Annotated in this window: 18 protein-coding genes; 10 read left to right on the top strand and 8 right to left on the bottom strand. The window is 63.7% G+C overall.

The window, feature by feature from the left end; all coding sequences use genetic code 11:
* The first annotated feature begins 71 nt into the window (after nucleotides 1–71).
* From D8767_RS18105 to D8767_RS18085, 5 genes are all read left to right on the top strand, one after another.
* Nucleotides 72–4,568 carry an NEL-type E3 ubiquitin ligase domain-containing protein gene (locus tag D8767_RS18105; protein ID WP_121757636.1) on the top strand — a complete coding sequence of 1,499 codons (4,497 nt, stop codon included), beginning with the start codon at nucleotides 72–74 and terminating at the stop codon, nucleotides 4,566–4,568.
* A gap of 229 nt (nucleotides 4,569–4,797) precedes the next feature.
* The gene (locus tag D8767_RS18100) at nucleotides 4,798–5,349 is read left to right on the top strand and encodes a DUF4174 domain-containing protein (RefSeq protein WP_016714686.1); all 552 of its coding nucleotides are present in this window, start codon (nucleotides 4,798–4,800) and stop codon (nucleotides 5,347–5,349) included.
* A gap of 174 nt (nucleotides 5,350–5,523) precedes the next feature.
* Nucleotides 5,524–6,015: a hypothetical protein gene (locus tag D8767_RS18095; RefSeq protein WP_016714685.1), complete on the top strand. Its 492-nt coding sequence runs from the start codon at nucleotides 5,524–5,526 to the stop codon at nucleotides 6,013–6,015.
* A 73-nt stretch (nucleotides 6,016–6,088) separates the two neighbouring features.
* On the top strand, nucleotides 6,089–6,922 hold the full coding sequence (locus tag D8767_RS18090; RefSeq protein WP_016714684.1) for a DUF692 domain-containing protein: 834 nt from the start codon (nucleotides 6,089–6,091) through the stop codon (nucleotides 6,920–6,922).
* Nucleotides 6,915–7,613, top strand: coding sequence for a DUF2063 domain-containing protein (locus D8767_RS18085; protein WP_016714683.1), 699 nt, complete (start codon nucleotides 6,915–6,917; stop codon nucleotides 7,611–7,613). The genes D8767_RS18090 and D8767_RS18085 overlap by 8 nt, the downstream gene beginning before the upstream one ends.
* A gap of 32 nt (nucleotides 7,614–7,645) precedes the next feature.
* Here the strand turns inward: D8767_RS18085 and D8767_RS18080 are convergent, their stop codons facing one another.
* The 4 genes from D8767_RS18080 to D8767_RS18065 all read right to left on the bottom strand — a co-directional run bounded on the left by D8767_RS18080 (nucleotide 7,646) and on the right by D8767_RS18065 (nucleotide 10,938).
* Nucleotides 7,646–8,134 carry a DoxX family protein gene (locus D8767_RS18080; RefSeq protein WP_016714682.1) on the bottom strand — a complete coding sequence of 163 codons (489 nt, stop codon included), beginning with the start codon at nucleotides 8,132–8,134 and terminating at the stop codon, nucleotides 7,646–7,648.
* 28 nt (nucleotides 8,135–8,162) lie between these two features.
* On the bottom strand, nucleotides 8,163–8,780 hold the full coding sequence (locus tag D8767_RS18075) for a ferric reductase-like transmembrane domain-containing protein (protein WP_016714681.1): 618 nt from the start codon (nucleotides 8,778–8,780) through the stop codon (nucleotides 8,163–8,165).
* 134 nt (nucleotides 8,781–8,914) lie between these two features.
* Nucleotides 8,915–10,201 (bottom strand): HAMP domain-containing sensor histidine kinase, encoded by a 1,287-nt coding sequence (locus D8767_RS18070; protein WP_016714680.1) that lies wholly within the window; start codon nucleotides 10,199–10,201, stop codon nucleotides 8,915–8,917.
* Nucleotides 10,198–10,938 (bottom strand): response regulator, encoded by a 741-nt coding sequence (locus D8767_RS18065; protein WP_016714679.1) that lies wholly within the window; start codon nucleotides 10,936–10,938, stop codon nucleotides 10,198–10,200. Before D8767_RS18065 ends, D8767_RS18070 begins: the two co-directional genes overlap by 4 nt.
* Before the next feature lie 220 nt (nucleotides 10,939–11,158).
* On the opposite strand from D8767_RS18065, the gene D8767_RS18060 reads away from it, so the two are divergent.
* Nucleotides 11,159–11,434, top strand: a complete 276-nt coding sequence (locus tag D8767_RS18060) for a DUF2790 domain-containing protein (RefSeq protein WP_016714678.1) — start codon at nucleotides 11,159–11,161, stop codon at nucleotides 11,432–11,434.
* Between the two features lie 10 nt (nucleotides 11,435–11,444).
* Complete coding sequence (locus D8767_RS18055) at nucleotides 11,445–11,960, top strand: thioredoxin family protein (protein ID WP_016714677.1); 516 nt, start codon at nucleotides 11,445–11,447, stop codon at nucleotides 11,958–11,960.
* Between the two features lie 56 nt (nucleotides 11,961–12,016).
* Here D8767_RS18055 and D8767_RS18050 read toward each other — a convergent pair whose 3' ends face one another.
* A complete protein-coding gene (locus D8767_RS18050; protein ID WP_016714676.1) occupies nucleotides 12,017–12,865 on the bottom strand; it encodes a shikimate dehydrogenase in 849 nt (282 codons plus the stop codon).
* Complete coding sequence (gene aroQ, locus D8767_RS18045; RefSeq protein ID WP_016714675.1) at nucleotides 12,862–13,311, bottom strand: type II 3-dehydroquinate dehydratase; 450 nt, start codon at nucleotides 13,309–13,311, stop codon at nucleotides 12,862–12,864. Before aroQ ends, D8767_RS18050 begins: the two co-directional genes overlap by 4 nt.
* A 205-nt stretch (nucleotides 13,312–13,516) precedes the next feature.
* On the opposite strand from aroQ, the gene D8767_RS18040 reads away from it, so the two are divergent.
* Genes D8767_RS18040 through D8767_RS18030 form a run of 3 tightly spaced genes read left to right on the top strand, consistent with a single transcriptional unit; the run spans nucleotide 13,517 to nucleotide 19,140 of the window.
* The gene (locus D8767_RS18040) at nucleotides 13,517–14,770 is read left to right on the top strand and encodes a TolC family protein (RefSeq protein WP_016714674.1); all 1,254 of its coding nucleotides are present in this window, start codon (nucleotides 13,517–13,519) and stop codon (nucleotides 14,768–14,770) included.
* Nucleotides 14,763–15,977, top strand: a complete 1,215-nt coding sequence (locus D8767_RS18035; protein ID WP_016714673.1) for an efflux RND transporter periplasmic adaptor subunit — start codon at nucleotides 14,763–14,765, stop codon at nucleotides 15,975–15,977. Before D8767_RS18040 ends, D8767_RS18035 begins: the two co-directional genes overlap by 8 nt.
* 16 nt (nucleotides 15,978–15,993) lie before the next feature.
* Nucleotides 15,994–19,140 (top strand): efflux RND transporter permease subunit, encoded by a 3,147-nt coding sequence (locus D8767_RS18030; RefSeq protein ID WP_016714672.1) that lies wholly within the window; start codon nucleotides 15,994–15,996, stop codon nucleotides 19,138–19,140.
* A gap of 32 nt (nucleotides 19,141–19,172) precedes the next feature.
* On the opposite strand, the gene D8767_RS18025 is transcribed toward D8767_RS18030, so the two are convergent.
* Nucleotides 19,173–20,510, bottom strand: a complete 1,338-nt coding sequence (locus tag D8767_RS18025; protein WP_016714671.1) for an MFS transporter — start codon at nucleotides 20,508–20,510, stop codon at nucleotides 19,173–19,175.
* 211 nt (nucleotides 20,511–20,721) lie between these two features.
* Nucleotides 20,722–22,872, bottom strand: a complete 2,151-nt coding sequence (locus tag D8767_RS18020) for a TonB-dependent siderophore receptor (protein ID WP_016714670.1) — start codon at nucleotides 22,870–22,872, stop codon at nucleotides 20,722–20,724.
* Nucleotides 22,873–22,922 lie beyond the last annotated feature (50 nt).

The following is a 22,922-nucleotide window of genomic DNA, read 5'->3' as shown; positions in this document are numbered from 1 at the left end:
GTTAGCTATCTAGTACCCGGTGCCGAGCCTGCTCCCTAGTCTGGCCTCTTTTCATGAAGAGGCCTCGAGCAATGGACACTACTCCGCCATCAAGCGCACAGGCAGCCATCGATGCGTTCCAGGACAGCATCATCAGCAAGCGCCTGCCGCTCTGGTTGCGTCAGACACCCCCAGGGCAACTGCCTGAGGTCAGCAAGGCATTGGCGAACAGCCTTCGCAGCCGTGAGCAAGTCAATGCGCTGCTGCGGGGTATCGAAGGTATCGACAGCTTTGTTGCGACGGGCCTGGACAAGGCCCTTGACGAACGTTACGGGCTTGGCGGCAATGCTCGCTCGTTCAAGTTTCTGGAAGGCCGTCGCGAGCCTGTGATCAACAGCCAGCCGGTAGGCGCGCACCTCACCGAGGTGGTCTATGAAGAAAAGCCGCTGCTTGAGGTGGCACTGCGCAACTTCACTGCCGAGCAGGCCCAGGCCGGTGGCCAGCCGCGCGGTAATCGGCTGCTGGTTCCGCGCCAGGGCAGGCTTGCACCGCCCACGTGCATCGAGCTTGCCGCGCTTTGCCGTGAGCTGGATTTGGGTGAGGGTTATCAACGTCATCTGGATTCCATTCTAAAGCCCGCAGGTGATGCAAGGCGCGTGGAGTCCTGCCTTGTAGATGCCAGCCGCCACGCCATGCTGGTAGACGCCTACAAAGCCAGGCAGGAAGGGACGCTGGATGACAGCGAGCTCAAGTTGGTGGTGGCTATGTGCGAGGATGGCAAGCTGCTGCGCCTGGCGGGTGACCTTGTGGAGGCCAGGCAACTGAAGTTGCTGGGTTGCCGGATTGAGCAGGTGATCGTGTTCGAGGTGATTGACCAAGGTGTCCTTTTCAACACCACGCGCCGTGTGTTGCTCTACGTGCCAGGCGACCCTGTGTCGCCTTGGCGCGCATTCGAGAGCATCGACAAGCTGAACCGCGAGTTGGGTCGTCGCCTGCGAGACAAAGCCTACCAGCGTTTTTTCAGCCGCTTCGTGCTACGACGTGACAGCCAGGCTTTCTTTGCTCAGGTTTCGGCGCTGTTCGATGACCTGGCGGACTGGGCGTTTCGCGATCTTGAACCGCATTTGCAGGGTTATTCGCAACCGTTGTTCAATGGTTTGGCACAGGCACGTATTCGCCAGATCAAGGAGGATGCGGCGATGATCGCGGTGCCTGTGGCCAGGCTGGACCGTGAGGTGCAGCGCCAGCATGACCAGCGCCTGGCCGCCGAGGGGTGGGCGCTGCTCAACCTGGCCAGTTTCTTTGTGCCTGGCCTTGGTCTTGTGCTGCTTGCCGTGACGGCCTGGGAGCTGCTGGGCGAGGTTTACCATGGCTTTGAAGCCTGGCATGAGGGGGATCGCCGAGAGGCTCTCGACCATTTGACCCATGTTGCCACCGACCTTGCCGTGCTTGCGACGACGGTGGCGGGAGTTGGTGTGGCCCGACGGCTTTGGGCACGCTCCGCGCGGGTCGATGCCATGGTTCCGGCTCGGCTGGAAGACGGCACCGTCAAACTCTGGCAACAGGATCTGACCCCGTTTCAAAGCCAGGCCCCCGATGCCTGCGCAAGCCGCGACGCCATGGGCATCCGACGTCTGGGCGGGCAGGCCTGGATCGAGATGGACGCCCATCATTATCGTGTGACCGAATCGGCCGGGGACGGTCAGTGGCAACTGTGCCCCGTTGCCGGCCATGGTCCCAAGCTGCGTCACAATGGCGCTGGCGCCTGGCGGTTATGGAGTGAACAACCGGCCCTGTGGCGGGATAGACATCGCATGTTTCGTCGCCTGGGCGAACCCTTCAACAGGCTGGATGACGAACAGATCGATCAGGTCCTGTTATTCCATGGGCTCGATGGCGATGACGTGCGAGGCTTGCATGTATATGCCCAGGCGCCCAGCCCGGGCATGCTCGACAGCGTGGTGCGGGTCAGGCTCGACCAGCGCATTCGCGGCATGATTGGCCGCTTGCGCAGCGGCGAGCCGGTAGAAGATGCGACCGTGCTTGATCACGCACGGCGGTTGCCAGGTGCGAATGGCCTGCCAGATCAGGCACTGGCTGAGCTGGCGTGGACGCAACGCCGAACATTGCTGCAGTACCTGTACGATGCGTTGCAACCCTCCGACAGCCCTGGGAGCGCAGCGCTGCGCCGGGTCTTTCCCGGGCTGGATGCTCGCACCGCGCAAGCGTTGGTAACGGCCGCCAGCAGCGTTGATCGCAGGCGCTTGTTGACCAGCGGCAGGGTTGCACTCGATCTGGCCGAAGCGGCCAGGGCCAGCCTGTCGGGTATCCGCCAGACGCGGGTTCTGGAAGCCTTGTACTTGGACACGCCCCAGAATGCGGACCTGGCACGGGTAGCCTTGGGCCTGTTGCAGGCGCTGCCTGGGGGCGAACAAGGTGTGCGCTGGCGCTTGTATGAGGGCTATCTGGGCGGGCCGATGCTGGCGCAGTGCGGTCAAGGCAGGCAGGCATTTGACCTGGTGCACCTGAACGGCGGGTTCCAGCTGTTTGATGATCAGGGTGGGGCCATCGGTGAGGCAGGCGAGTTGTTCGAAGTCATCGCGCCAGCTTATACCGAGGCGCAGCGTGAAATGATGGGAATCGGTGACCCGTTCTCGCACAACCTTCGGGTGATGCTTGGGCGCGAGGCGGTGCGACGTCGTGACCAGATCAGTCGTCTGCTAGGCGTGGTACGCCCGCGGGCTGTTCGAGCGCCGATGCGCTTGGCCGACGGGCGTTTGGGTTACCCGCTGGGTGGTGCAGGCGTGAGCGGTTTCGCGTCAAGAGGCAATGCCTTGAGGGCGGAATTGCGAGATATCTTCCCTTGGTTGAGTGACGAGCAGATTGACACCTTCGCCGATGACGTGAGACGTTCAGGGCGTCAGCTCAGAGGGCTACTGAGGGACCTGAGCACTGAATTCACGGTGCTTCGCAACACGCTGGATACCTGGGTGGCACACGAGCAGGGCGAGGTTCGGGAGGACCGGGACGCCTTGCGTCAGACGCTGTTCAATTGCTGGAGACGGTCGGTAGGGGTCGGCGATCTGCACATCGACGCACAAGAAAACCTGCATGTCATGTTTTGCAATTTCAGGCCGGGCGGTTTGCCCAGCCTGCCCGCGCAGGTCAGCTTCAGAGGTGTGAGCAGCCTGTCGTTGCTGCACCTTGACCTTATGGAAGTACCCGACAGTTTCTTGTTGGCCTTCCCAAACCTCAGAACCCTTGACTTGGGTGGCAACCTGCTGACGCGGCTGCCGCAACCGTTGCTGCAGTTCACGCAGCTACGGCACCTGAGCCTTACCAACAACCGCATTGGCCTGAACCTGCAGCAAACCGCCACACTGGCCTGTTGCACTGGCCTGGAATCCCTCGACCTGTCCCACAATCCACTGCGGCGGGGGTTCACGTTGGCTGGTTTGACCGAACTGCGCTGGCTGAGCCTGCGCGACACACAAATTACGCAGCTTCCCCCGGGCATTTTCGACCGCGATCAGTTGGTGGCTGTTGACTTGAGGGAAAACCGGATCCGGCAGGTTCCGGAGCATTACTACCAGTTACCCGTATGGCGCCGGCGAAGGATCCGCCTGAGCGGCAACCCCTTGGGCGAAGCACAGACACAACGTTTGCAGGCTTCGCTGAGGAGCGCGCATCCTGTCGTCGACGAGGAGCAAGCGCTTCTGCGGCTGGATCACGCGCGTGAAGTATGGGGGGATGCGGTAGCCCCTGAGCATCGTGGCTTGATGCTCGCAGCCTGGGATTCCCTGGATGCAGGGCCGGACTCCGAGCGTTTTTTCCGCGTCCTCGGGCAACTGTTGCTGTCCGAGGACTTTCGCGCCAATGCACGTGCGTTGGGCAATCGGGTGATAGTGGTGTTGCAGGCCATGGCCACCACACCGGAGTTGCGTGAGAACCTGTTGTCCGTGGCCAATGATGAATGGGGGTGCCAGGATGGTGCAACCTGGTGCTTGAGCAATCTCGAACTGAACCTGCTCGTGTGGCAGGTTGAACATGCCGCTCAAGGAAAAGACGAACGCGCTCTGCTTCGCCTGGGAAGACGTTTATGGCGCCAGGATGCGGTCGACAGGTTCGCTACCCGATGGGCACTCGAACATGGCAGGGAGCAAGAGGGAAGTGAGGTCGGGTTGGCCTTCAGGGTCGGGCTGAGGGAACCGCTCGACTTGCCCGTGCAGGTGGGTGATATGAGCTTCCATGCTATTTCAGGGGTTCTCCAGGCGGACCTGGCGGCGGCGCAAGCGGCAGTGCGAGATGCCGAAACCTGGGATGAACTCGCCCGTTCGATGGTTGACCGTGAATTTTGGCAGGCGCACCTGGAGCGTGCTCATTCAGACCGGTTCGCCGAAGTTGACCTGCCGTTCAGGCGTCAGCTTGAAGCGGTACTCGAGGATGAAACGCTCAGCGAAGGCGCAATGATCGAGCAGGCAGATGCCATTCGTGACGCTCAACGTGCTGCACGCAGGGGGCTGATGCTGGACTTGACGATTCATGCCATGGAAGTCGGGCCAGAAGATCCAGGCATTCGTGTGCGTTGACGACCGTTCAGGGCAAGGAGGTGCCTGCCCTTGTGCAAAGCGGCTTTGGGCTATGCTCAGTCAAGGTGACGGCGGTTTGTGCCAGTGCCGTCGCCTTGGCTTCAGGATGTCCGGAAATCGGCAGTTACTTTTCCACGGCCCGTTCTTGAGTGAAGTGGTTTAGGCTCCTTGTCGGATTTTTCTCCGTGATCTGTAGTCATTGGTATATCGAGACAATAAGGAGATACGCATGCTCGTCCGGTCACTGACTTTCGCTACCTTGCTAGCTGTTACCGGCCCCTTGTTTGCCGCAGACAGTGATGCACCCTTGGCCAAGGAGCTAGGCAAGGCCAGGCCATTGGTGGTGATTGCCCCGAGCACTGCCGACCCGACCTTGCGCGGGTTGAACAAGGCACTGGAAGACCCGGCCACCCAGGCCGCCTTCAAAGAGCGCAATCTGGTGCTCTACAGCGTCGCCAACATGATGGGTAAGCGCGAAGACAAGAACCTCGAACAGCAGACCACCATGGCCCTGATCCGCGAGCTCAAGCTGGGCGCGAGCAAGGGCACCAAGGTGATCCTGGTGGGCAAGGACGGCGAGCGGCACATGCTCAAGGATGACGAAAGCGGTGAACCTATCGACCCGCAGGCGATTTTCAAGGCGGTCGATGAATTGCCCGCCAGCGAAAAGGCGGTGACCGCACCCGAACCTGTGGCCGCAGCGCCGGAAGCCAAGGCAAAGGACAGCAAACCGGCCAAGCCAGCCAAACCGGCAGCCCCGCCCAAGCCGCTGGAAGACTGAACACGCGTCATGGCCCCAAGGTAGCTTGGGGTCCGTTACCGGGCGTTGTGTATCCCACTGTATCTGCCCGCGCTGCAGACCCACTCCCATACAAAAGCGCGCCTTGCGCGATACATTCACGACAAACCGCAACGGCCTAATGGCTCCACTTTCCAACCACAGTGGAGCTGCATCATGACTCAAGCAAAAAACACCCTCGGCCTGCTCGGCGCCGCCCTGATCGGCAGCATGGCATTGACCAGCAGTGCGTTTGCCGTGGAACCGCTGGCACAAGGTTACCAACAGGCTTCGGCCAAAGTGGCCGGCGAGGGCAAGTGTGGCGAAGGCAAATGCGGCGGCAGCGGCAAGGCCACCCAGAGCGAAGGCAAATGCGGTGAGGGCAAGTGTGGCGCCAGCGCCAAGGCCGGGGCGGAAGGCAAGTGCGGCGAAGGCAAGTGCGGCGATGCCTCGTTCGCCAAAACCGACAGCAACTATGATGGCAAGGTCTCGCGGGATGAGTTTCTGGCGGTGGCCAAGGACCGTGCCGGCGACTTCGACAAGATCGACAGCAACCATGACGGCTTCATCTCCGAGCAAGAAGCGGCGGACCACCTGAAGGCGATTTATCAAGCCAACGGCAAGGCCATGCCCGAGGGGTTGTTCAGCCACCTGGCTGGCAAATCCTGACCCTTACCCTTTGAAGTGACGCAACGCCCCTCCTGCTGGTCAGGCGGGGCGTTGTGCCTGTTGGAGATTTTTTATGCGTGCTGCGACGTTGAATACCGGGCTTGGCTTGCGCCGTGGCCTGCTGCCGGAACTGCTGGCGATGGACGCTGGTGCAATAGACTTTCTTGAATGCGCACCGGAAAACTGGATAGCGGTTGGCGGTGCCTACGGCAAGGGCCTGGCCCAGTTGGCCGAGCGTTTTCCCATGACTTGCCACGGGTTGTCGTTGTCGTTGGGCGGCAGTGAGCCACTCGACCTGCATTTTCTCGACCAGACCCGCCATTTTCTCGATCGCCACCAGGTGCGCATGTACAGTGAGCACTTGAGCTATTGCAGTGACGACGGGCACCTGTACGACCTGATGCCCATACCGTTCACCGACGAAGCCGTGCACCATGTGGCTGCGCGCATACGCCAGGCGCAGGAGCAATTGGGCCGGCGTATTGCCGTGGAAAACATTAGCTACTACGCCGCGCCTTATCAGGCGATGAGCGAGCTCGATTTTATCCGTGCGGTACTCGATGAAGCCGATTGCGACTTGTTGCTGGACGTCAACAACGTTTTCGTCAATGCCTGCAACCACGGCTACGAAGCCCGGGCCTTTCTTGAAGGCTTGCCCCAGGCACGGGTGACCGGCATGCACATAGCCGGCCATTACGATGAAGCACCGGACCTGAAGGTCGACACCCATGGGGCGCCGGTCAAAGAAGATGTGTGGGCGCTGTACACCCTCGCTTGTGCGCGCTTTGGCGTGCAGCCGACCGTGCTCGAACGTGATTTCAACTATCCCCCGCTGGCCGAACTGTTGGCCGAGACGGCGCGTATCCGCAGCGTGCAACTGGATTCGGGAGGGCCGCGTGATGAATGAGACGTTGCGCGAGCAGCAATACACCTTGGCCCGTCACGTACGCGACCCGCAACGCAACGCACCGCCACCGGGCGTGGAGGCGCGACGCCTGAAGGTTTACCGCGAGTTGTTCTATGGCGCTATCGAGGGCCTCCTGGCGGGCAGCTTCCCGGTGATGCGTCAGGCGTTGGGTGAACAGCGTTGGCATACCCGTGTGCGAGATTTCTATGCCAACTACCGTAGCCAGACGCCCTTGTTTACCGAGATTGCCGAAGCGTTTGTCGAATACCTGCAAGGCGTCGAGCTGGATGCGCCCTGGCAGTTGGAGCTGGCGCACTATGAGTGGGTCGAGGCGCAGTTGTACTTGAGCGATGCCGAGGACCCGGCCCATGACCCGGCGGGCGATTTGCGGGAGGAGGCGCCGCTGTTGTCCTGCGTGGCGAGGGTGTTGGCTTATGAGTGGCCGGTGGAGCGCATCGGGGTGGATTATCAGCCAACGGTTGCGCCCGAGGCCCCGACGTTGCTGCTGGTGTATCGCGATGCTGCGTTGACGGTGCGCTTTGCGCGCCTGGCGCCGATGGCCTATCGGTTGCTGGCGCTGGAGCAGGGTACCGGGCGGGCGCGGCTGGAGGCGTTGGGAGGGGATGTGCAGCAGGGGCTGGCATTGTTGGAGGGGTTGCGCGAACTGGGCATCATTGTTGGTACAGTTTGAGGGCGCTGGGGGCGCTTTGCGCCCCAATGGCTTTACCTGCTGAGCCGCATCCGCAGCCAATGATCCAGGCTCAACCGCCCAGCCCCTTTGAGCAGCAGCGGCAGCAACGCCACCAGGTAGATCAGCGGCAACTTGAAGTTGCCGAAACCCTGGTCAGTAATGGCATACCCCTGTGCCAGCTCGGCAAGGCTCGACCAGTGCGCCGGCCAATGCACCGCGGCAATTGCGACCACGGTTACCACCATCAGCCCCAGCGATGCCAGCCGCGTCCCCAGGCCCAGCAACAGCAGCAACGGCAGCACCAGCTCGGCCCACATCGACAACTGCCAGTTCAGCTCGGCGGGCAGTTGGTTGAAGGGAAACGGAAAGCTGCCTTGCAGGTCGGCGAACCAGTTGTTGCCATTGAACTTCTCAAGGCCGGATTCGAAAAACTCCCAAGCCAGGAACAGCCGCAGCGGCAGGTCGGCGCTCCAGGTGCCGAGGCGGTCGAAGGCGGTTAGTGTGCGGGTCAAAGTGGTCATGTCAGTGTGTACTCCAAGGCAGCTTTAGTCAGGAAAGGGCGCGGGCGCTGCGGCGCTGTTGGCGCGCCAGCTTGGCGGTGAGCTTGACGGCGATGGCGCTGAACATCAGGGCGAACGCCAGTGGGTACCAGCCGCCCATGGGGATGCGTTTGTAGAACGACAGGCAGAACACGGCTGCCAATACCCACATACCGGTGCTGTGCAGGGCTTGCCAGGCGCGGCCGCCCAATAGCCGCATGGGGGCCTTGAACGAGGTGGCGGTGAGCAGCAGCAGGAACAGGTACCCGACGCTGCCAGGCAGGCTGGAGGTGAGCGTGCGGCCGGCCCAGAACAGTTCGGGGAATTGTTGGGCGTAACGGTAAATCAACAGGCCATGCACGGTATGGGAGAACGCGAAGGCCAGCCCCAGGTAGCGCCGTTCCTGCAGCACGCGGCGGCTGACAGCGCCGGGTAGCAAGGTGACCAGTGACGAAGCCAGGAATGCCAGCAGAAACAGTGCGAAGGAACTGCGTGCGGTAGCGCGGATGGCGCTGCGCAGGCCATCAGGGTCAGGCTGGCTGGCCAGGACTATGGCGGTCATCGCCAGGGTCAGGCCAGCGAGGGCGGCGAACAGCCTCCAGCCGGAGGGCAGGGTAAGGGCTTTCATCAAGGGGGCTCCCGGTGTGTGATTGTGTCACCGGGAGTGTGTGGGGGTGGGGTATCTGCAGTGTGTCGGGAGCGATGGGGTTGTGTATCGGTTTGTATGGATGTATCAGGCTACCCCGCTCTCACGAAGGTCTGTCAGGTCAGTTCTATCTGGGCACACAGCCCGCCGCTTTCGCGGTTGCTCAAGGTCAACCGGCCCCCCATGGCCTGGATCAACTGGTGGGCAATGGCCAACCCCAGCCCGGTACCACCCGTACTGCGATTGCGTGAACCCTCTACCCGGTAGAACGGCTTGAGCACTTCGTCCAGTTCGCCGCCGGGAATCCCCGGCCCGTTGTCGAGCACACGGATTACGGTCGTGCTGCCCTCGCGGCACACTTCCAGTTCGGCGGCGCCTGCAAACTTGAGGGCGTTGTCCACCAGGTTCACCAACACCCGGCGCAGTGCATGCGGGCGGGTTTCCAGCAGGCTGCCAGTGCTGCCGTGGCGCTCGACCTGGGCGCCGCTGTCCTGGTAGTCGAACACCAGGCTATCAAGAAAGGCATCGAGGTTGACCCGGCAGAGTGCTTCGGTGCTGGTATCCATGCTGCGGGCATAGGCCACCCCTTCGCGCACCAGGTGCTCCATTTCACTCAGGTCGCTCCACAGCTTGTCTTTTTCGACCCCATCGTCCATCACTTCAACGCGTAGTTTCATGCGTGTGATCGGCGTTTGCAGGTCGTGAGAAATGGCTGCCAGCAATTGCATGCGCTCCTTGAGGTGGGCGGCGATGCGTGCCTGCAAGGCGTTGAAGGCCACGGCGGCGTACTTCACCTCGCGCGGGCCGCTTTCATCCAGTTGCACACCGGGTTTGTCCGGGTCGAGGTTGTCCACGGCGTGGGCCAGCCGGGTGAGGGGGCCGATGGCCAGGCGCACTGCCAGCCAGGTGCATAGCAGCAGTACGGCCAGCTGAATCAGCAATACCACGGGCAACCAGCGGGCCACCGGGACCGGCGATGGGGTCACGTCGATGGTCAGGGGCGCACCGTCGGCCAGGCTCAGGTGCGCCTGGAAGTGCGCATTCGGCCCGGGTATTTCCTGGAAGGTCAGGCGGTAGTCGCTGCCAATGGCCTTCACGATCGACTCGGCGGCCATGGGCGGGTCGCTGCTGGGCATCGCCTCGCCTGTCAGGCCGTGGTCCAGGCGGTAGCGGTAGGTACGCCGCTCCAGACGTGGCAGCCAGGCGGCACGTTCGGCTGCGGGCAGGCGGTCGAGGATGGCGACCGACGTCGCCACATCCTGTTCCAGGGTGCTGAGCATCATCGAGCGGCTGCTAATGTAGCGCTCGTAGGCCTGCAAGCCAAACGACAGGCTGTACGCCAGCACCAGACCGGTGAAGAAGATCAGCGCCAGGCGCGATGCCAGGGTGCGCGGCCATTTCATGACGGTGACTCGAGCAGTTGCACGGGCAACGAGAACACATAGCCCTCGCTGCGCACGGTCTTGATGCAGTTGGGCTCGCGGGCGTCGTCGCCCAGGCGCTGGCGCAGGCGGCTGACCAGCAGGTCGATGGAGCGGTCGAAGATGTCGGCCTCGCGGCCTTGGGTCAGGTTGAGCAGCTGTTCGCGGCTGAGTACCCGCTGTGGGTGGTCGAGAAACACCCGCAGCAGGCGGTACTCGGCGCCGCTAAGGGCCACCAGGGTGCCTTCGCTGTCGAGCAGGTGGCGCGCGGTGGTGTCCAGGCGCCACTGGCCGAAACCCAGCAGGCGGCTGCTTTCACTGATGGTGAGGTTGGGCGGCAGCATGCGCGTGCGGCGCAGCACGGCGTTGATGCGGGCGAGCAGTTCGCGGGCGGAGAACGGTTTGGTCAGGTAGTCGTCGGCGCCCATTTCCAGGCCGATGATGCGGTCGGTTTCGTCGTTGCGTGCGGTGAGCATCAATACCGGGGTGTTGCGGTGCTTGCCGGCGCGCAACTCGCGGCACAGCAGCAGCCCGTCGTCGCCGGGCATCATGATGTCGAGCACGATCAGGTCGACGCTGTTGGCTTCCAGAAAGGCGCGCATCTGCCGGCCGTCGGCAACGATGCTGGTGCGCAGGCCGTTCTTCTTCAGGTAGTTGCCGACCAGTTCGCGGATCTCGCGGTCGTCGTCGACGATCAGGATGTGATCGACGTGTTCCATGCGCAGCGTTCCTGTGTAAAGGGGGGTGGGCGCAGTGTACCGAGCGCGTTCGCGCTTGCCTGCCGGGTTTTGTATTGCAGTGTATCTGGCACTGGTAGAGATACAGCAGGACGCACATCACAGCCTCGGGCGACACATACGGGATACCTGGCAGGCGTGAAATGGCTCTCGACCGGGAAGCACAACTTCCCACACCCAAGTGTTACTCAGGAGAGATGCCATGAACGTCAAGACCTTCGCCAGCGCCAGCCTGTTCGCCGTGCTCAGCTTCGGCGCTATCGCCGCCCAGGCCGCCACCGCGCCCATGGGCGATGCCGGTGCCATGCAGTACCGCTACGGTGACCACCTGGATGTGAAAAAAGTGCTGTCGGTGCAGGATGACCAGAGCAACGCCTGCGGCCTGGTGAACACCCGCATGGACTACCTCGACTCCAAGGGCCAGCAGCAAAGCGTGCAGTACCGCACCTACGCCACCGGCGGTTGCCATGAGAATTGATCGCCGCCTGATGCTGAAGGTGGGGGGGATTGCCCTGGCACTGACGGGGCTTGGCCTGGCCGGGCACCTGATGGCCCGCGACAGCTACGGTGCGATGCCGTCGCTGGCGGGGGCCAGCCAGTGGATCAACTCGACACCGCTGGATGGGCCGGCGCTCAAGGGCAAGGTGGTGCTGGTGGACTTCTGGACCTGGGACTGCATCAACTGCCAGCGCAGCCTGCCGCATGTGAACGACTGGGCACGGCGCTATGCCGACCAGGGGCTGGTGGTGGTGGGGGTGCATACGCCGGAGTACGACTACGAGCATGATGTGGACACCTTGCGGGACAAGGTGGCCGGGCTGGGGATCGATTATCCGGTGGCGGTGGACAACGATTACAAGGTGTGGAATGCCTGGGGCAACCAGTTCTGGCCGGCGCATTACTTTATCGACCGCAAGGGGCAGGTGCGGCATGTGCACTTTGGCGAAGGGGATTATGGGGGGCAGGAGCAGGTGATACAGGCTTTGCTAGATGAGAAAGGGTGACTGGCCTGTGCCGGCCTCTTCGCGGGCAAGCCCGCGAAGCAGCCCACACCGATCACTCAGGAAAAACTGGCAAAGTGCGCCTGCATCCGCGCCGCATCCGCCTGGCGCCCGCTGAACAGCTCGAACGCCTTCACCGCCTGGAACACCGCCATGTTGCTGCCATCCAGCGTGCGGCAACCCAGCGCCCGGGCCGCGCGCAGCAGTTCGGTCTCCAGCGGGAAGTAGATGATCTCCGCCACCCACAAGCGCGCATGCAGCAGCTCGACCGGCAGTGGCGTACCCGGCAGTTTGGCCATGCCCACTGGCGTGGTATTGACCAGTCCGTCTGCCTCGGCCAAAGCCGTGGCCAGGTCGCTGCCAACCACGGCGCGCCCTGCGCCGAAATGGGCATTCAGGTTGTCCACCAGTGCCTGCGCACGGGCCGCGTCCACTTCGAACAGTACCAGCCGCTCGACCCCTTCACCCAGCAGGGCATGGGCCACCGCCGAACCGGCGCCGCCGGCACCCATCTGCACCACCTGGCGGCGTGCCACGTCGGGCAGGCCACGGCGCAAGCCTTCGGCAAAGCCCAGGCAGTCGGTGTTATGGCCGACCCGTTTGCCGTCCTTGAGCACCACGGTGTTCACCGCGCCGATGCCACGGGCTTCGTCCGACAGCTCGTCGAGCAGCGGCAGAACCGCCTGTTTGAACGGGTAGGTGATGTTGAGCCCGGTGAAGCCGGTGTGCTGCGCGGCGTCGAGCAGGCCGGGCAGGGCACTGTCGTCCAGCTGCAGCTGGTCGGCGTCGATCAGCCGGTACAAATAGCGTAAAGCCTGGGCATCCCCTTCGTGTTCGTGCAGGGCAGGGGTACGCGACAGCTGGATGCCACGGCCGATGAGGCCGGCGAGGATGGCGTGCTGGCTCATGCCGTGCGCTCCTGGAACAGTTCGGCGAAGTGGCTGAGGGCCATGCGGTAGCCATGGCTGCCCAGGCCGCAGATGACACCGACGGCGATGGACGATACGAACGACAGGTGACGGAACGGCTCGCGCTTGTGCACGTTGGACAAGTGCACTTCGATGACCGGCAGTTCGCTGGCCACCAGGGCGTCGCGGATGGCCACCGAGGTGTGGGTCCAGGCGCCGGGGTTGATCACGATACCGGCGCAGCGGTTGCGGGCGGCGTGAATCCAGTCGATCAGTTCGCCTTCGTGGTTGGTTTGCCGGAATTCGAGTTCCAGGCCGTGGGCATGGGCAGTATCGGCACAGCTTTGCGCCAGGTCCGCAAGGGTTTCGTGGCCATATTGGGCAGGCTCGCGGGTGCCCAGCATGTTCAGGTTAGGGCCGTTGAGCACGAGAATAAGAGGCTTCATGACGGGCATCGCTTTGTTGTTGTTGGATGCGCGTAGTTTTGTACTGACTGGTTAGTTCCGTCAATTGGACGAGGCCGCCGCACCGGGAAAGTGGGCGATTATCGAACGCAGCCAAACCTTACAAAATTGTAATGCTCCCGACACCGCCCCGATAAGCACGGTTTTTTACAGTCCCTCGCCTATACGCGTCGACGAGGACTTGTTCGTGCCCAACCCCCGCAAGATCGCCTTGCTCTGCCTGTTGCTGGCCAGCGCCACCAGCGCCCAGGCCAGCCAGAGCCTGAGCCTGCCCCAGGCGCTTGCCGCCGCCTTTGCCCAGAACCCGGAACTGGCCGCCGCCGGCCGCGAAGTCGGCATTGCCGACGGCGAGCGGCGCCAGGCAGGGTTGATCCCCAACCCTGAGTTGTCCTGGGAGGTCGAGGACACTCGCCGCGACACCAGCACCACCACCGTCACCCTCAGCCAGCCGCTGGAACTGGGCGGCAAGCGCGGCGCACGTATCGCGGTGGCCGGTGCCGGCCAGGCCATTGCCCAACTCGACCTGGAGCGCCAGCGCAATGGCCTGCGGGCTGATGTGGTGCAGGCCTTCCATGCCGCCTTGCGGGCGCAGACCGCGCTGGAACTGGCGCAGCAGTCGCAGGCATTGACCGAGCGCGGGCTGCGGGTGGTTCGGGGGCGGGTCACCGCTGGCCAGTCATCACCCGTAGAGGCCACCCGTGCCCAGGTGCAACTGGCCCAGGCCCAGGCCGAAGTGCGGCGTGCGCAAACTCAGCGCGGCGTGGCCTACCAAGCCTTGGCACGCCTGATCGGCAGCCCGCTGGCAGGTTTCGACCACTTGCAGGCCGCCAACCTTTCACCTGGCGTTGCGCCCAGGGCCGACACCTTGCTCGACCGTGTTGAGCAAACGGTCGAATGGCGCCTGGCCGCCGCCCAGGTCGAGCGTGGTGAAGCCTCCTTGGGATCGGAAAAGGCCCAGCGCATCCCCAACCTCACCGTCAGCCTCGGCAGCCAGTACAGCCGCGAGGACCGCGAACGCGTCAACGTGGTCGGTCTGTCGATGCCCTTGCCATTGTTCGACCGCAACCAGGGCAACGTGATGTCAGCCGCGCGCCGTGCCGACCAGGCGCGTGACATGCGTAACGCCGTGGAGCTGCGCCTGCGCAGTGACACCCGCAGCGCTGTCAGCCAGTGGCACACGGCGATGCAGGAGGTGGACGCCTACGACCGCACCATTCTGCCGGCTGCGCAGCAGGCCGTGGACACCGCCACCCGTGGCTTCGAGATGGGCAAGTTCGCCTTCCTCGATGTGCTTGACGCCCAGCGCACGCTGATCGAGGCACGCGGGCTGTACCTCGAAGCGCTGGCCTCGGCGACCGATGCACGGGCGCAGGTCGAGCGGATCTATGGCGACCTCGATGGCCTGAGCACCCCCTTGAACAGCAGGAGCAACAATGACTAACCCACGCAAGATAGCCCTTCTGGTTGCCGCCATGGCCGCGCTCGGCCTGGGTGGCCTGGCCTGGACCGGCAACCTCGGCCCGGCGTCGAAAACAGAAGCCCGGCACGATGACCACGGCGAAGACGGCCACGGCCATGGCACCGAGAAAGCCGCCGAAGGCCACGAAGAGGAGGGCCACGGCGAAGAAGAGGGCCAGTTGCACCTGTCCATCGCCCAGATCGAGGCCGCCGGTGTGCAGTTGGCTACCGCCGGCCCTCGGGCACTGGGTACCGCTATCGGTTTTCCGGGGGAGATTCGCTTCGACGAAGACCGTACGGCTCACGTGGTGCCGCGTGTACCCGGCGTGGTCGAGGCGGTGCAAGCCGAGCTGGGCCAGGCGGTCAAGCGCGGCCAGGTATTGGCGGTGATTGCCAGCCAGCAGATTTCAGACCTGCGCAGCGAGCAACAGGCCGCCCAGCGCCGGCTGGAACTGGCGCGCCTGACCTTCCAGCGCGAACAGCAGCTGTGGCAGGAACGCATCAGTGCCGAACAGGATTACCTGCAGGCACGCCAGGCGTTGCAGGAGGCCGAGATCGCCTTGGCTAACGCCCGGCAGAAGGTCGCCGCCGTGGGCCCGGCTGGCGCTGGCAACCGCTATGAGCTGCGCGCCCCCTTCGATGCGGTGGTGGTGGAAAAGCACCTGACCGTGGGTGAAGTGGTCGACGAGACCAGCAATGCGTTCACGTTGTCTGACCTGAGCCGGGTGTGGGCTACCTTCGCCGTGGCCCCGCGTGACCTGGACAAGGTGATGACCGGCCGTGATGTCACGGTCAGCGCACCGGACCTGGGCGCCCAGGTCGAGGGCAAGGTCAACTACGTTGGCAGCCTGCTTGGCGAGCAGAACCGTGCCGCCACCGTGCGTGCCACCTTGGCCAACCCCAACGGCGCCTGGCGCCCCGGGCTGTTCGTCAATGTGGCTGTCAGCGTCGAGCGCTTCAATGCCGCTGTCGCGGTGCCGGAAAACGCCCTGCAAACCTGGGAAGAGCAAACCGTCGTGTTTGCCCGCACTGAAGAGGGTTTCGAGGCTCGGCCAGTGAAAACCGGCCGCCGCGATGCTGGCCAGGTAGAAATCACTGACGGTCTTGCCGCCGGTACCCAGGTGGCCGCCGCCGGCAGCTTTGTCCTCAAGTCGGAACTGGGCAAAGGCTCGGCCGAGCACAGCCATTGATCACGGGGACGCCTGCATGTTCGAACGCCTGATCCAATTCGCCATCGAGCAGCGCCTGGTGGTGATGCTGGCCGTGGTCCTGATGGCCGCGGTGGGTATCCACAGCTACCAGAAACTGCCGATCGACGCTGTACCGGACATCACCAACGTCCAGGTGCAGATCAACACCGCCGCCCCCGGCTACTCCCCGCTGGAAACCGAGCAGCGCATTACCTTTGCCATCGAGACGGCCATGGCTGGCCTGCCAGGGCTGAAACAGACCCGCTCGCTGTCGCGCTCGGGCCTGTCGCAGGTCACGGTCATTTTCGATGACGGTACCGACCTGTTCTTCGCCCGCCAGCTGGTCAACGAGCGCCTGCAAGTGGCCCGCGAGCAGTTGCCCGAGGGCATAGAGGCGGGCATGGGGCCGATTTCCACCGGCTTGGGCGAGATTTTCCTGTGGACCGTGGAAGCCGAACAGGGCGCCCTGAAGGAGGATGGCACGCCCTACACACCCACCGACCTGCGGGTGATCCAGGACTGGATCATCAAGCCGCAGCTGCGCAATGTGCCGGGGGTGGCCGAAGTGAACAGCATCGGCGGCCATGCCAAGCAGTACCTGATTGCACCGGAGCCCAAGCGGCTGGCGGCCTACAAGCTCACCCTCAACGACCTGATCGGCGCGCTGGAACGCAACAACGCCAACGTGGGTGCCGGTTACATCGAGCGCAATGGCGAGCAGCTGCTGATCCGGGCGCCGGGCCAGGTGGCCTCGGCCGAAGACATCGCCAATATCGTCATATCCAGCGTGGACGGCACGCCGATCCGCGTCAGCCATGTGGCCGAGGTTGGCCTGGGTGAAGAGCTGCGTTCGGGCGCCGCCACCGAGAACGGCCGTGAAGTGGTGTTGGGCACGGTGTTCATGTTGATCGGCGAAAACAGCCGCACGGTGTCTCAGGCGGTGGCCGCCAAACTGGTCGAGATCAACCGCAACCTGCCCAAGGGCGTGGTGGCGGTGACGGTGTACGACCGCACCAACCTGGTCGAAAAAGCCATCGCCACGGTGAAGAAAAACCTGGTTGAAGGCGCCATTCTGGTCATCGCCGTGCTGTTCCTGTTCCTGGGCAATATCCGCGCTGCGCTGATCACCGCCATGGTCATCCCGCTGTCGATGCTGTTCACCTTCACCGGCATGTTCAGCAACAAGGTCAGCGCCAACCTGATGAGCCTGGGCGCGCTGGATTTCGGCATCATCGTCGATGGCGCCGTGGTGATCGTGGAAAACGCCATCCGCCGCCTGGCCCACGCCCAGCAACGCCATGGCCGCATGCTGACCCGCAGCGAGCGCTTCCATGAGGTGTTTGCCGCCGCCCGCGAAGCGCGCCGGCCGCTGATTTACGGGCAACTGATCATCATGGTGGTTTACTTGCCGATCTTTGCCCTGACCGGGGTCGAGGGCAAGATGTTCCACCCCATGGCGTTTACCGTGGTCATGGCCCTGCTGGGTGCGATGATCCTCTCGGTTACCTTCGTGCCGGCGGCCATTGCCCTGTTCGTCACCGGCAAGGTCAAGGAGGAGGAAGGCCTGCTGATGCGCACGGCGCGCCAGCGCTATGCCCCGGTGCTGGCCTGGGTGCTGGGCCGGCGCAAGCTGGCGTTCGCGGCGGCTGGCACTTTGGTGCTGCTTTCCGGCGTAATGGCCAGCCGTATGGGCAGCGAGTTCATCCCCAGCCTCAGCGAGGGCGACTTTGCCTTGCAGGCCCTGCGCGTGCCGGGCACCAGCCTGTCGCAGTCGGTGGACATGCAACAGCGCCTGGAGCAGGCGATCATCGCCCAGGTGCCGGAAGTGGAGCGCGTATTTGCCCGCACCGGCACCGCCGAGATCGCCTCCGATCCGATGCCGCCGAACATTTCCGACGCCTACGTGATGTTGCGCCCGCGCGAGCAATGGGCAGACCCGGGCAAGCCGCGTAACGAGCTGATCGCCGAAGTACAACGTGCGGCGGCCAGCGTACCGGGCAGCAACTACGAGCTGTCGCAGCCGATCCAGTTGCGTTTCAACGAACTGATTTCCGGGGTGCGCAGCGATGTGGCGGTAAAGCTGTTCGGGGACGACATGGACGTGCTCAACCGCACCGCCGCGCAAATCGCCAGCAGCCTGCAGCGCGTGCCGGGTGCGTCTGAGGTGAAGGTTGAGCAGACCACCGGCCTGCCCGTGCTGACCATCGACATCGACCGTGACAAGGCTGCCCGCCATGGCCTGAACGTGGGTGACGTGCAGGACGCCATCGCCATCGCCGTAGGGGGGCGCACGGCAGGCACGCTGTATGAAGGTGACCGCCGCTTCGACATGGTGGTGCGCCTGCCCGAAACCTTGCGTACCGATGTGGACGGGTTGGGCAGCCTGCTGATTCCGGTGCCGGCCAGTGCCACAGCCGGCGCTGCGCAGATCGGCTTTATACCGCTGTCGCAGGTGGCCACGCTGAACCTACAACTGGGGCCGAACCAGGTCAGCCGCGAGGATGGCAAGCGCGTGGTGGTGGTTAGTGCCAACGTGCGTGGGCGTGACCTGGGCTCGTTTGTCGAAGAGGCTGAACAGACGCTCATTGGCCAGGTTCAAATCCCGCCGGGCTACTGGACGCGCTGGGGTGGCCAGTTCGAGCAGCTGCAGTCGGCGGCCGAGCGCTTGCAGGTGGTGGTGCCAGTGGCTTTGCTGCTGGTCATGGCGCTGTTGCTGATGATGTTCAACAACCTCAGGGATGGCCTGCTGGTGTTCACCGGCATCCCGTTTGCCTTGACCGGTGGAGTGCTGGCGCTGTGGTTGCGGGACATTCCGCTGTCCATCTCAGCGGGTGTGGGGTTCATTGCGCTGTCAGGCGTGGCGGTGCTCAACGGGTTGGTGATGATTGCCTTCATCCGTGGGTTGCGCGAAGAAGGGCGCACCCTGCGAGCGGCCGTGGAAGAGGGCGCGCTGACGCGCTTGCGGCCAGTCTTGATGACCGCGCTGGTGGCGTCTCTGGGGTTCATTCCGATGGCCTTGGCGACCGGGACCGGGGCGGAGGTTCAGCGGCCGCTGGCGACGGTGGTGATTGGCGGGATTCTGTCGTCTACGGCGCTGACGTTGCTGGTGTTGCCGGCGTTGTATCAGTGGGCGTATCGGCGCGAAGAGGTGCAGGAGGGCTGAGACCCTGGGGCTGCAAAGCAGCCCCAAAAATCTCAGACGGTACTACGAACCCCCGGCCGCACGCCGTCTACCCCAACTTCATCATGCAACGAAATCCGCGAAGTCTCCGGCAACGCCAACCCCCCCACCAATGCCACCAGCGCAATCACCACCAGGTAAAACGCCGGTGCCAGGCTGCTGCCGGTCTGCCCGATCAGCCAGGTTGCCACCAACGGCGCGGTGCCGCCAAACAGCGTATAGGCCACATTGTAGGTAATCGCCGAAGCGGTATAGCGGGTGCGGGTAGGGAAGCTTTCCGACAGCAACGCTGCGGTAACTACACCACTGCACAACGCCCCCACCGCCAGCAAAATCACGCCGATCAGCGCGCCGGACATCGAGCCCGAGCTGGCCAGCCAGTACGCCGGGAACACGCACAGCATCACCCACAGGCAGGTAAAAGCGATGGTCTTGCGCCGCCCCACCCGGTCCGAGAAGGCCCCGGCCAGTGGACAGCCGACGGCGGCGAACAGCAACGCCACGGTGGTCACCAGCAGCGATTGCGCGCGGGTCAGGTTGCCCACCAGTTGCAGGTAGGTGGCGAAGTAGGTGGTGAACATGTAGAACGACAGCGCAGTCAACGAAATGAACGCCCCCAGGTTGCGGATGGCCCGGCCATGGTTGCGCAGGGTTTCCTTGAGCGGCGAATGCTCGTGCTCTTTGCCCTGGGCGATGGCTTCACGGAACGCCGGGGTTTCTTCCATGCGCCAGCGCAGGTACAGGCCGACCAGCCCCAGCGGTGCAGCGATCAGGAACGGAATGCGCCAGCCCCAGGCATTCATCGCCTCGCTCGACAGGCTGGCCTCCAGGCCATAGGCAATGACCGCTGCACAGGCAAAGGCAGAAAAGGTCGAGACCGGCACGAAGCTGCCATAGAAAGCGCGCTTGTCGTTGGGCGCATGCTCCATCAGGTAGGCGCAGGCCCCGGCATATTCGCCACCGGCAGAAAAACCCTGCAGGCAGCGCGCCAAGGTCAGCAACGCAGGTGCGGCCAAGCCGATGCTGGCGTAGGTCGGCAGCAGGCCGATCAGGGTGGTGGAGCCTGCCATCAGCAGAATGGTCAGCGACAGGATGCGTTTGCGCCCCAGGCGGTCGCCCAGCGCGCCAAACACGATCCCGCCCAGCGGGCGCAGGGCAAAGGCCACGGCAAATACTGCAAAGGTCTTGAGCAAGGCCACGCTGGCGTCTTCGCTGGCAAAGAACTGGCTGGCGATCAAGGTGGCGAGAAAGCCATAGACGGCGAAGTCGAACCACTCGACGAAATTGCCGATGGCCGAGGCGGTGATCACCCTGCGCAGGGTGGCGGGGGATACCTCATGAGGTGCGGACATGCGAGTGCTCTCCGGTTCCATTGGCAGGCATGATGAACGTGGCGCGGTCGGGCCGCGCCATCATTGTTGTGTTTGCCAGTAGATCGCCGGGCGCTGGAGCGTGCTTTGTCGAGGGCGACCTCGGGATACCTGAATCAACCGCAAGTTATTCGCAAGGCCGCACACAAGAGCCAATTCAGGCCGGGATGTTCATGCAAGACAGGCCATTGGCTCAGAAGCGCATGTCCAGCGCCAGCTCGAAGGTGCGCGGCGGCCCCATGTAGTACTGGCTGTTGTAGGCCTGCTTGGCATACACCTCGTCGGTCAGGTTGCGCACCCGCCCGGTCAGCGTGGTGTGCTCGTCCAGCCGGTAGCGGGCGAACGCGCCGAACAGCGTGTAGGCGGGGGCCTTGAGGCTGTTGGCGTTGTCGGCATACACCGAACCCACGTAGCGCCCGTCCGCGCCCACCGACCACGCCGACGACAGGCTGTAGGTCAGCCACAGGTTGGCGACATTGGCCGGTACGTTGGTCGGTGCATTGCCCTTACGCGAGACCGATACCCCGTTGACGGCCTCGTTGAATTCGTCGTACTGCGCATCGACGTAGGCGTAGTTGGCTTCGGCCAGCAGTTTTGGCGTTACCTGCAGGCGCCCGGACAGCTCCACCCCGCGTGAAGTCTGCTGCCCCGCCTGGACCGTGAGGTTGGCGTCGTTCGAGTCGCGCACGGCAAAGTCCTTGCGCACGATCTGATACAGCGCCAGGGTGGCCGCACCGCGCCCGTCGAGGAAGTCGAACTTGCTGCCCACTTCCCATTGCTCACCCTTGGACAGGTCGAACAACCCCACATTGGAGTAGGTCGCGGCTGCCAGCGAGCCGGCGGGCAGGTCGGCCGAGGTGCTGTATTGCGCATACAGGCTGGCCGAAGGTGTCAGTGCATAGGTCAGGCCGATACGCCCGGACAGCGGCTCCCAGCGCCGTTCGAAATAGGCCGGCGAGGTGGGCGTCACGGCGCCGTAGTTGGTGACTTCCATGTCCAGGTAGTCGTAGCGCAAGGCGGTCAGCAGGGCCAGGCGCTCGGTGAGTTGCAGGCGGTTTTCGGCAAACACCGCACGGTTGATCACCTCGTGGCGACGTTGTTTGGTCAGGCCGGCATTCACCCCGGGGATGTTATCGAAACTGCCAGGGTTGAAGTGCTCGGCATCGACCACGTCGCTCCAGCTGCCCGAAGTGGGATAGAGGGTCTGGCGCATGCGTGAGTATTCCAGCCCCAATGACCACTGGCTGGCCAGGCCGAACAGCTGGTTGTCGTGGCGCAGCTCGATGCGGTCGCCCAGCAGGTTCTGGTCGTGGCGTTGCAGGTAAGGGCTGCTGCGTTGCACCTGGCCAGTCGGGGTGTAGGCGTAGCGTTCAAGGTTGCGGTAGTCGCGTTGGGCGTTGTAGTGGTACAGCGTGTTTTGCACGCTGGTGCTGTCGCTGACCTGGTAGTCGAGGATCGAGCGCAGCCAGCGTACGCGCTGCTCATAGCGGCCGTCAGCAACGTTGTAGTTTTCGAAGCGGCGGCTGTTGTCGATCTTCATCGTGCTGCGCCCGGGCAGGATCGGCGAGCCCCAGTAGGGGCTGTCTTCGCGGTCTTCCTGGTACTCCAGCGCCAGGGTGTGGGTGAGGTTGGGGGCCAGGTCGCTGAGCAGCGAAAAGGCCAAGCTGTCGGTGTGCCGTTCGTTGCGGTCGACGTAACCGTTGCCCTGCCCGCGGCTGAAGTCCAGGCGCATGAAATGGCGGGCGTCAGCGGGGTTGCTGGCCAGCGCCTGGTTGATTCCGAACGCCACCTCGCTGTCGTCGAAACTGCCATAGCGGATACGCCCGTCAATGGTCTGCTGGTCGCGGCTGGCGAGTTTGGTGATGTAGTTGATCGAACCGCCCACGGCACCGGCACCATGCAGGAACGAAGACGGCCCGCCAATCAGCTCGACGCGGTCGAGCACCCAGGCATCCACTGGCCGGGTGGCGCTGCTGTAGCCCAGGTTGATGCCGTTGTACAACTGGGTGACCTGGTTCTGGGTAAAGCCACGGTAGGCAACGAAGCCGCCAAAGCCTGGGTTGGCCGAGGCGTTCACGCCGGTCATGGCGTTGATCACGTCCTGGCTGTCCTTGGCGCCGCGTTCTTCGATCAGGCGGCGGTCCGAGACGCTGACCGAGGCGGGTGTTTCCCGCGCGGTGAGGCCCAGGCGCGAGCCGGTGCGGATCGGTTCGTCCAGTTGCACACCGCTGGCGGCATCGCGTTCGCCGTCGATGGTGGTGGCGCCCAGTTCAACGGGGGCGATTTCGGCGCAGGCGAAGCTGCAGGTGCCCATCAGGAGCACCAGGGAGGTGTTACGAAGCATGTTGGTGTGTCTTCCACGCAAAGGTCATGGCTGACGGCGAGCGCGCACGC

Source organism: Pseudomonas sp. LTGT-11-2Z, assembly GCF_003691445.1.
Classification (GTDB): Bacteria; Pseudomonadota; Gammaproteobacteria; order Pseudomonadales; family Pseudomonadaceae; genus Aquipseudomonas; species Aquipseudomonas monteilii.
This window is presented reverse-complemented; position numbering and strand designations above follow the sequence as displayed.

What these genes read in the sequence shown, in the direction of transcription:
- D8767_RS18020 (WP_016714670.1), bottom strand. Translation starts at nt 22,872, where the DNA reads ATGCTTCGTAACACCTCCCTGGTGCTCCTGATGGGCACCTGCAGCTTC.
- aroQ (WP_016714675.1), bottom strand. Translation starts at nt 13,311, where the DNA reads ATGAAGCCTCTTATTCTCGTGCTCAACGGCCCTAACCTGAACATGCTG.
- D8767_RS18060 (WP_016714678.1), top strand. Translation starts at nt 11,159, where the DNA reads ATGAACGTCAAGACCTTCGCCAGCGCCAGCCTGTTCGCCGTGCTCAGC.
- D8767_RS18065 (WP_016714679.1), bottom strand. Translation starts at nt 10,938, where the DNA reads ATGGAACACGTCGATCACATCCTGATCGTCGACGACGACCGCGAGATC.
- D8767_RS18025 (WP_016714671.1), bottom strand. Translation starts at nt 20,510, where the DNA reads ATGTCCGCACCTCATGAGGTATCCCCCGCCACCCTGCGCAGGGTGATC.
- D8767_RS18080 (WP_016714682.1), bottom strand. Translation starts at nt 8,134, where the DNA reads ATGACCACTTTGACCCGCACACTAACCGCCTTCGACCGCCTCGGCACC.
- D8767_RS18075 (WP_016714681.1), bottom strand. Translation starts at nt 8,780, where the DNA reads ATGAAAGCCCTTACCCTGCCCTCCGGCTGGAGGCTGTTCGCCGCCCTC.
- D8767_RS18055 (WP_016714677.1), top strand. Translation starts at nt 11,445, where the DNA reads ATGCTGAAGGTGGGGGGGATTGCCCTGGCACTGACGGGGCTTGGCCTG.
- D8767_RS18105 (WP_121757636.1), top strand. Translation starts at nt 72, where the DNA reads ATGGACACTACTCCGCCATCAAGCGCACAGGCAGCCATCGATGCGTTC.
- D8767_RS18035 (WP_016714673.1), top strand. Translation starts at nt 14,763, where the DNA reads ATGACTAACCCACGCAAGATAGCCCTTCTGGTTGCCGCCATGGCCGCG.
- D8767_RS18050 (WP_016714676.1), bottom strand. Translation starts at nt 12,865, where the DNA reads ATGAGCCAGCACGCCATCCTCGCCGGCCTCATCGGCCGTGGCATCCAG.
- D8767_RS18095 (WP_016714685.1), top strand. Translation starts at nt 5,524, where the DNA reads ATGACTCAAGCAAAAAACACCCTCGGCCTGCTCGGCGCCGCCCTGATC.
- D8767_RS18090 (WP_016714684.1), top strand. Translation starts at nt 6,089, where the DNA reads ATGCGTGCTGCGACGTTGAATACCGGGCTTGGCTTGCGCCGTGGCCTG.
- D8767_RS18100 (WP_016714686.1), top strand. Translation starts at nt 4,798, where the DNA reads ATGCTCGTCCGGTCACTGACTTTCGCTACCTTGCTAGCTGTTACCGGC.
- D8767_RS18085 (WP_016714683.1), top strand. Translation starts at nt 6,915, where the DNA reads ATGAATGAGACGTTGCGCGAGCAGCAATACACCTTGGCCCGTCACGTA.
- D8767_RS18030 (WP_016714672.1), top strand. Translation starts at nt 15,994, where the DNA reads ATGTTCGAACGCCTGATCCAATTCGCCATCGAGCAGCGCCTGGTGGTG.
- D8767_RS18070 (WP_016714680.1), bottom strand. Translation starts at nt 10,201, where the DNA reads ATGAAATGGCCGCGCACCCTGGCATCGCGCCTGGCGCTGATCTTCTTC.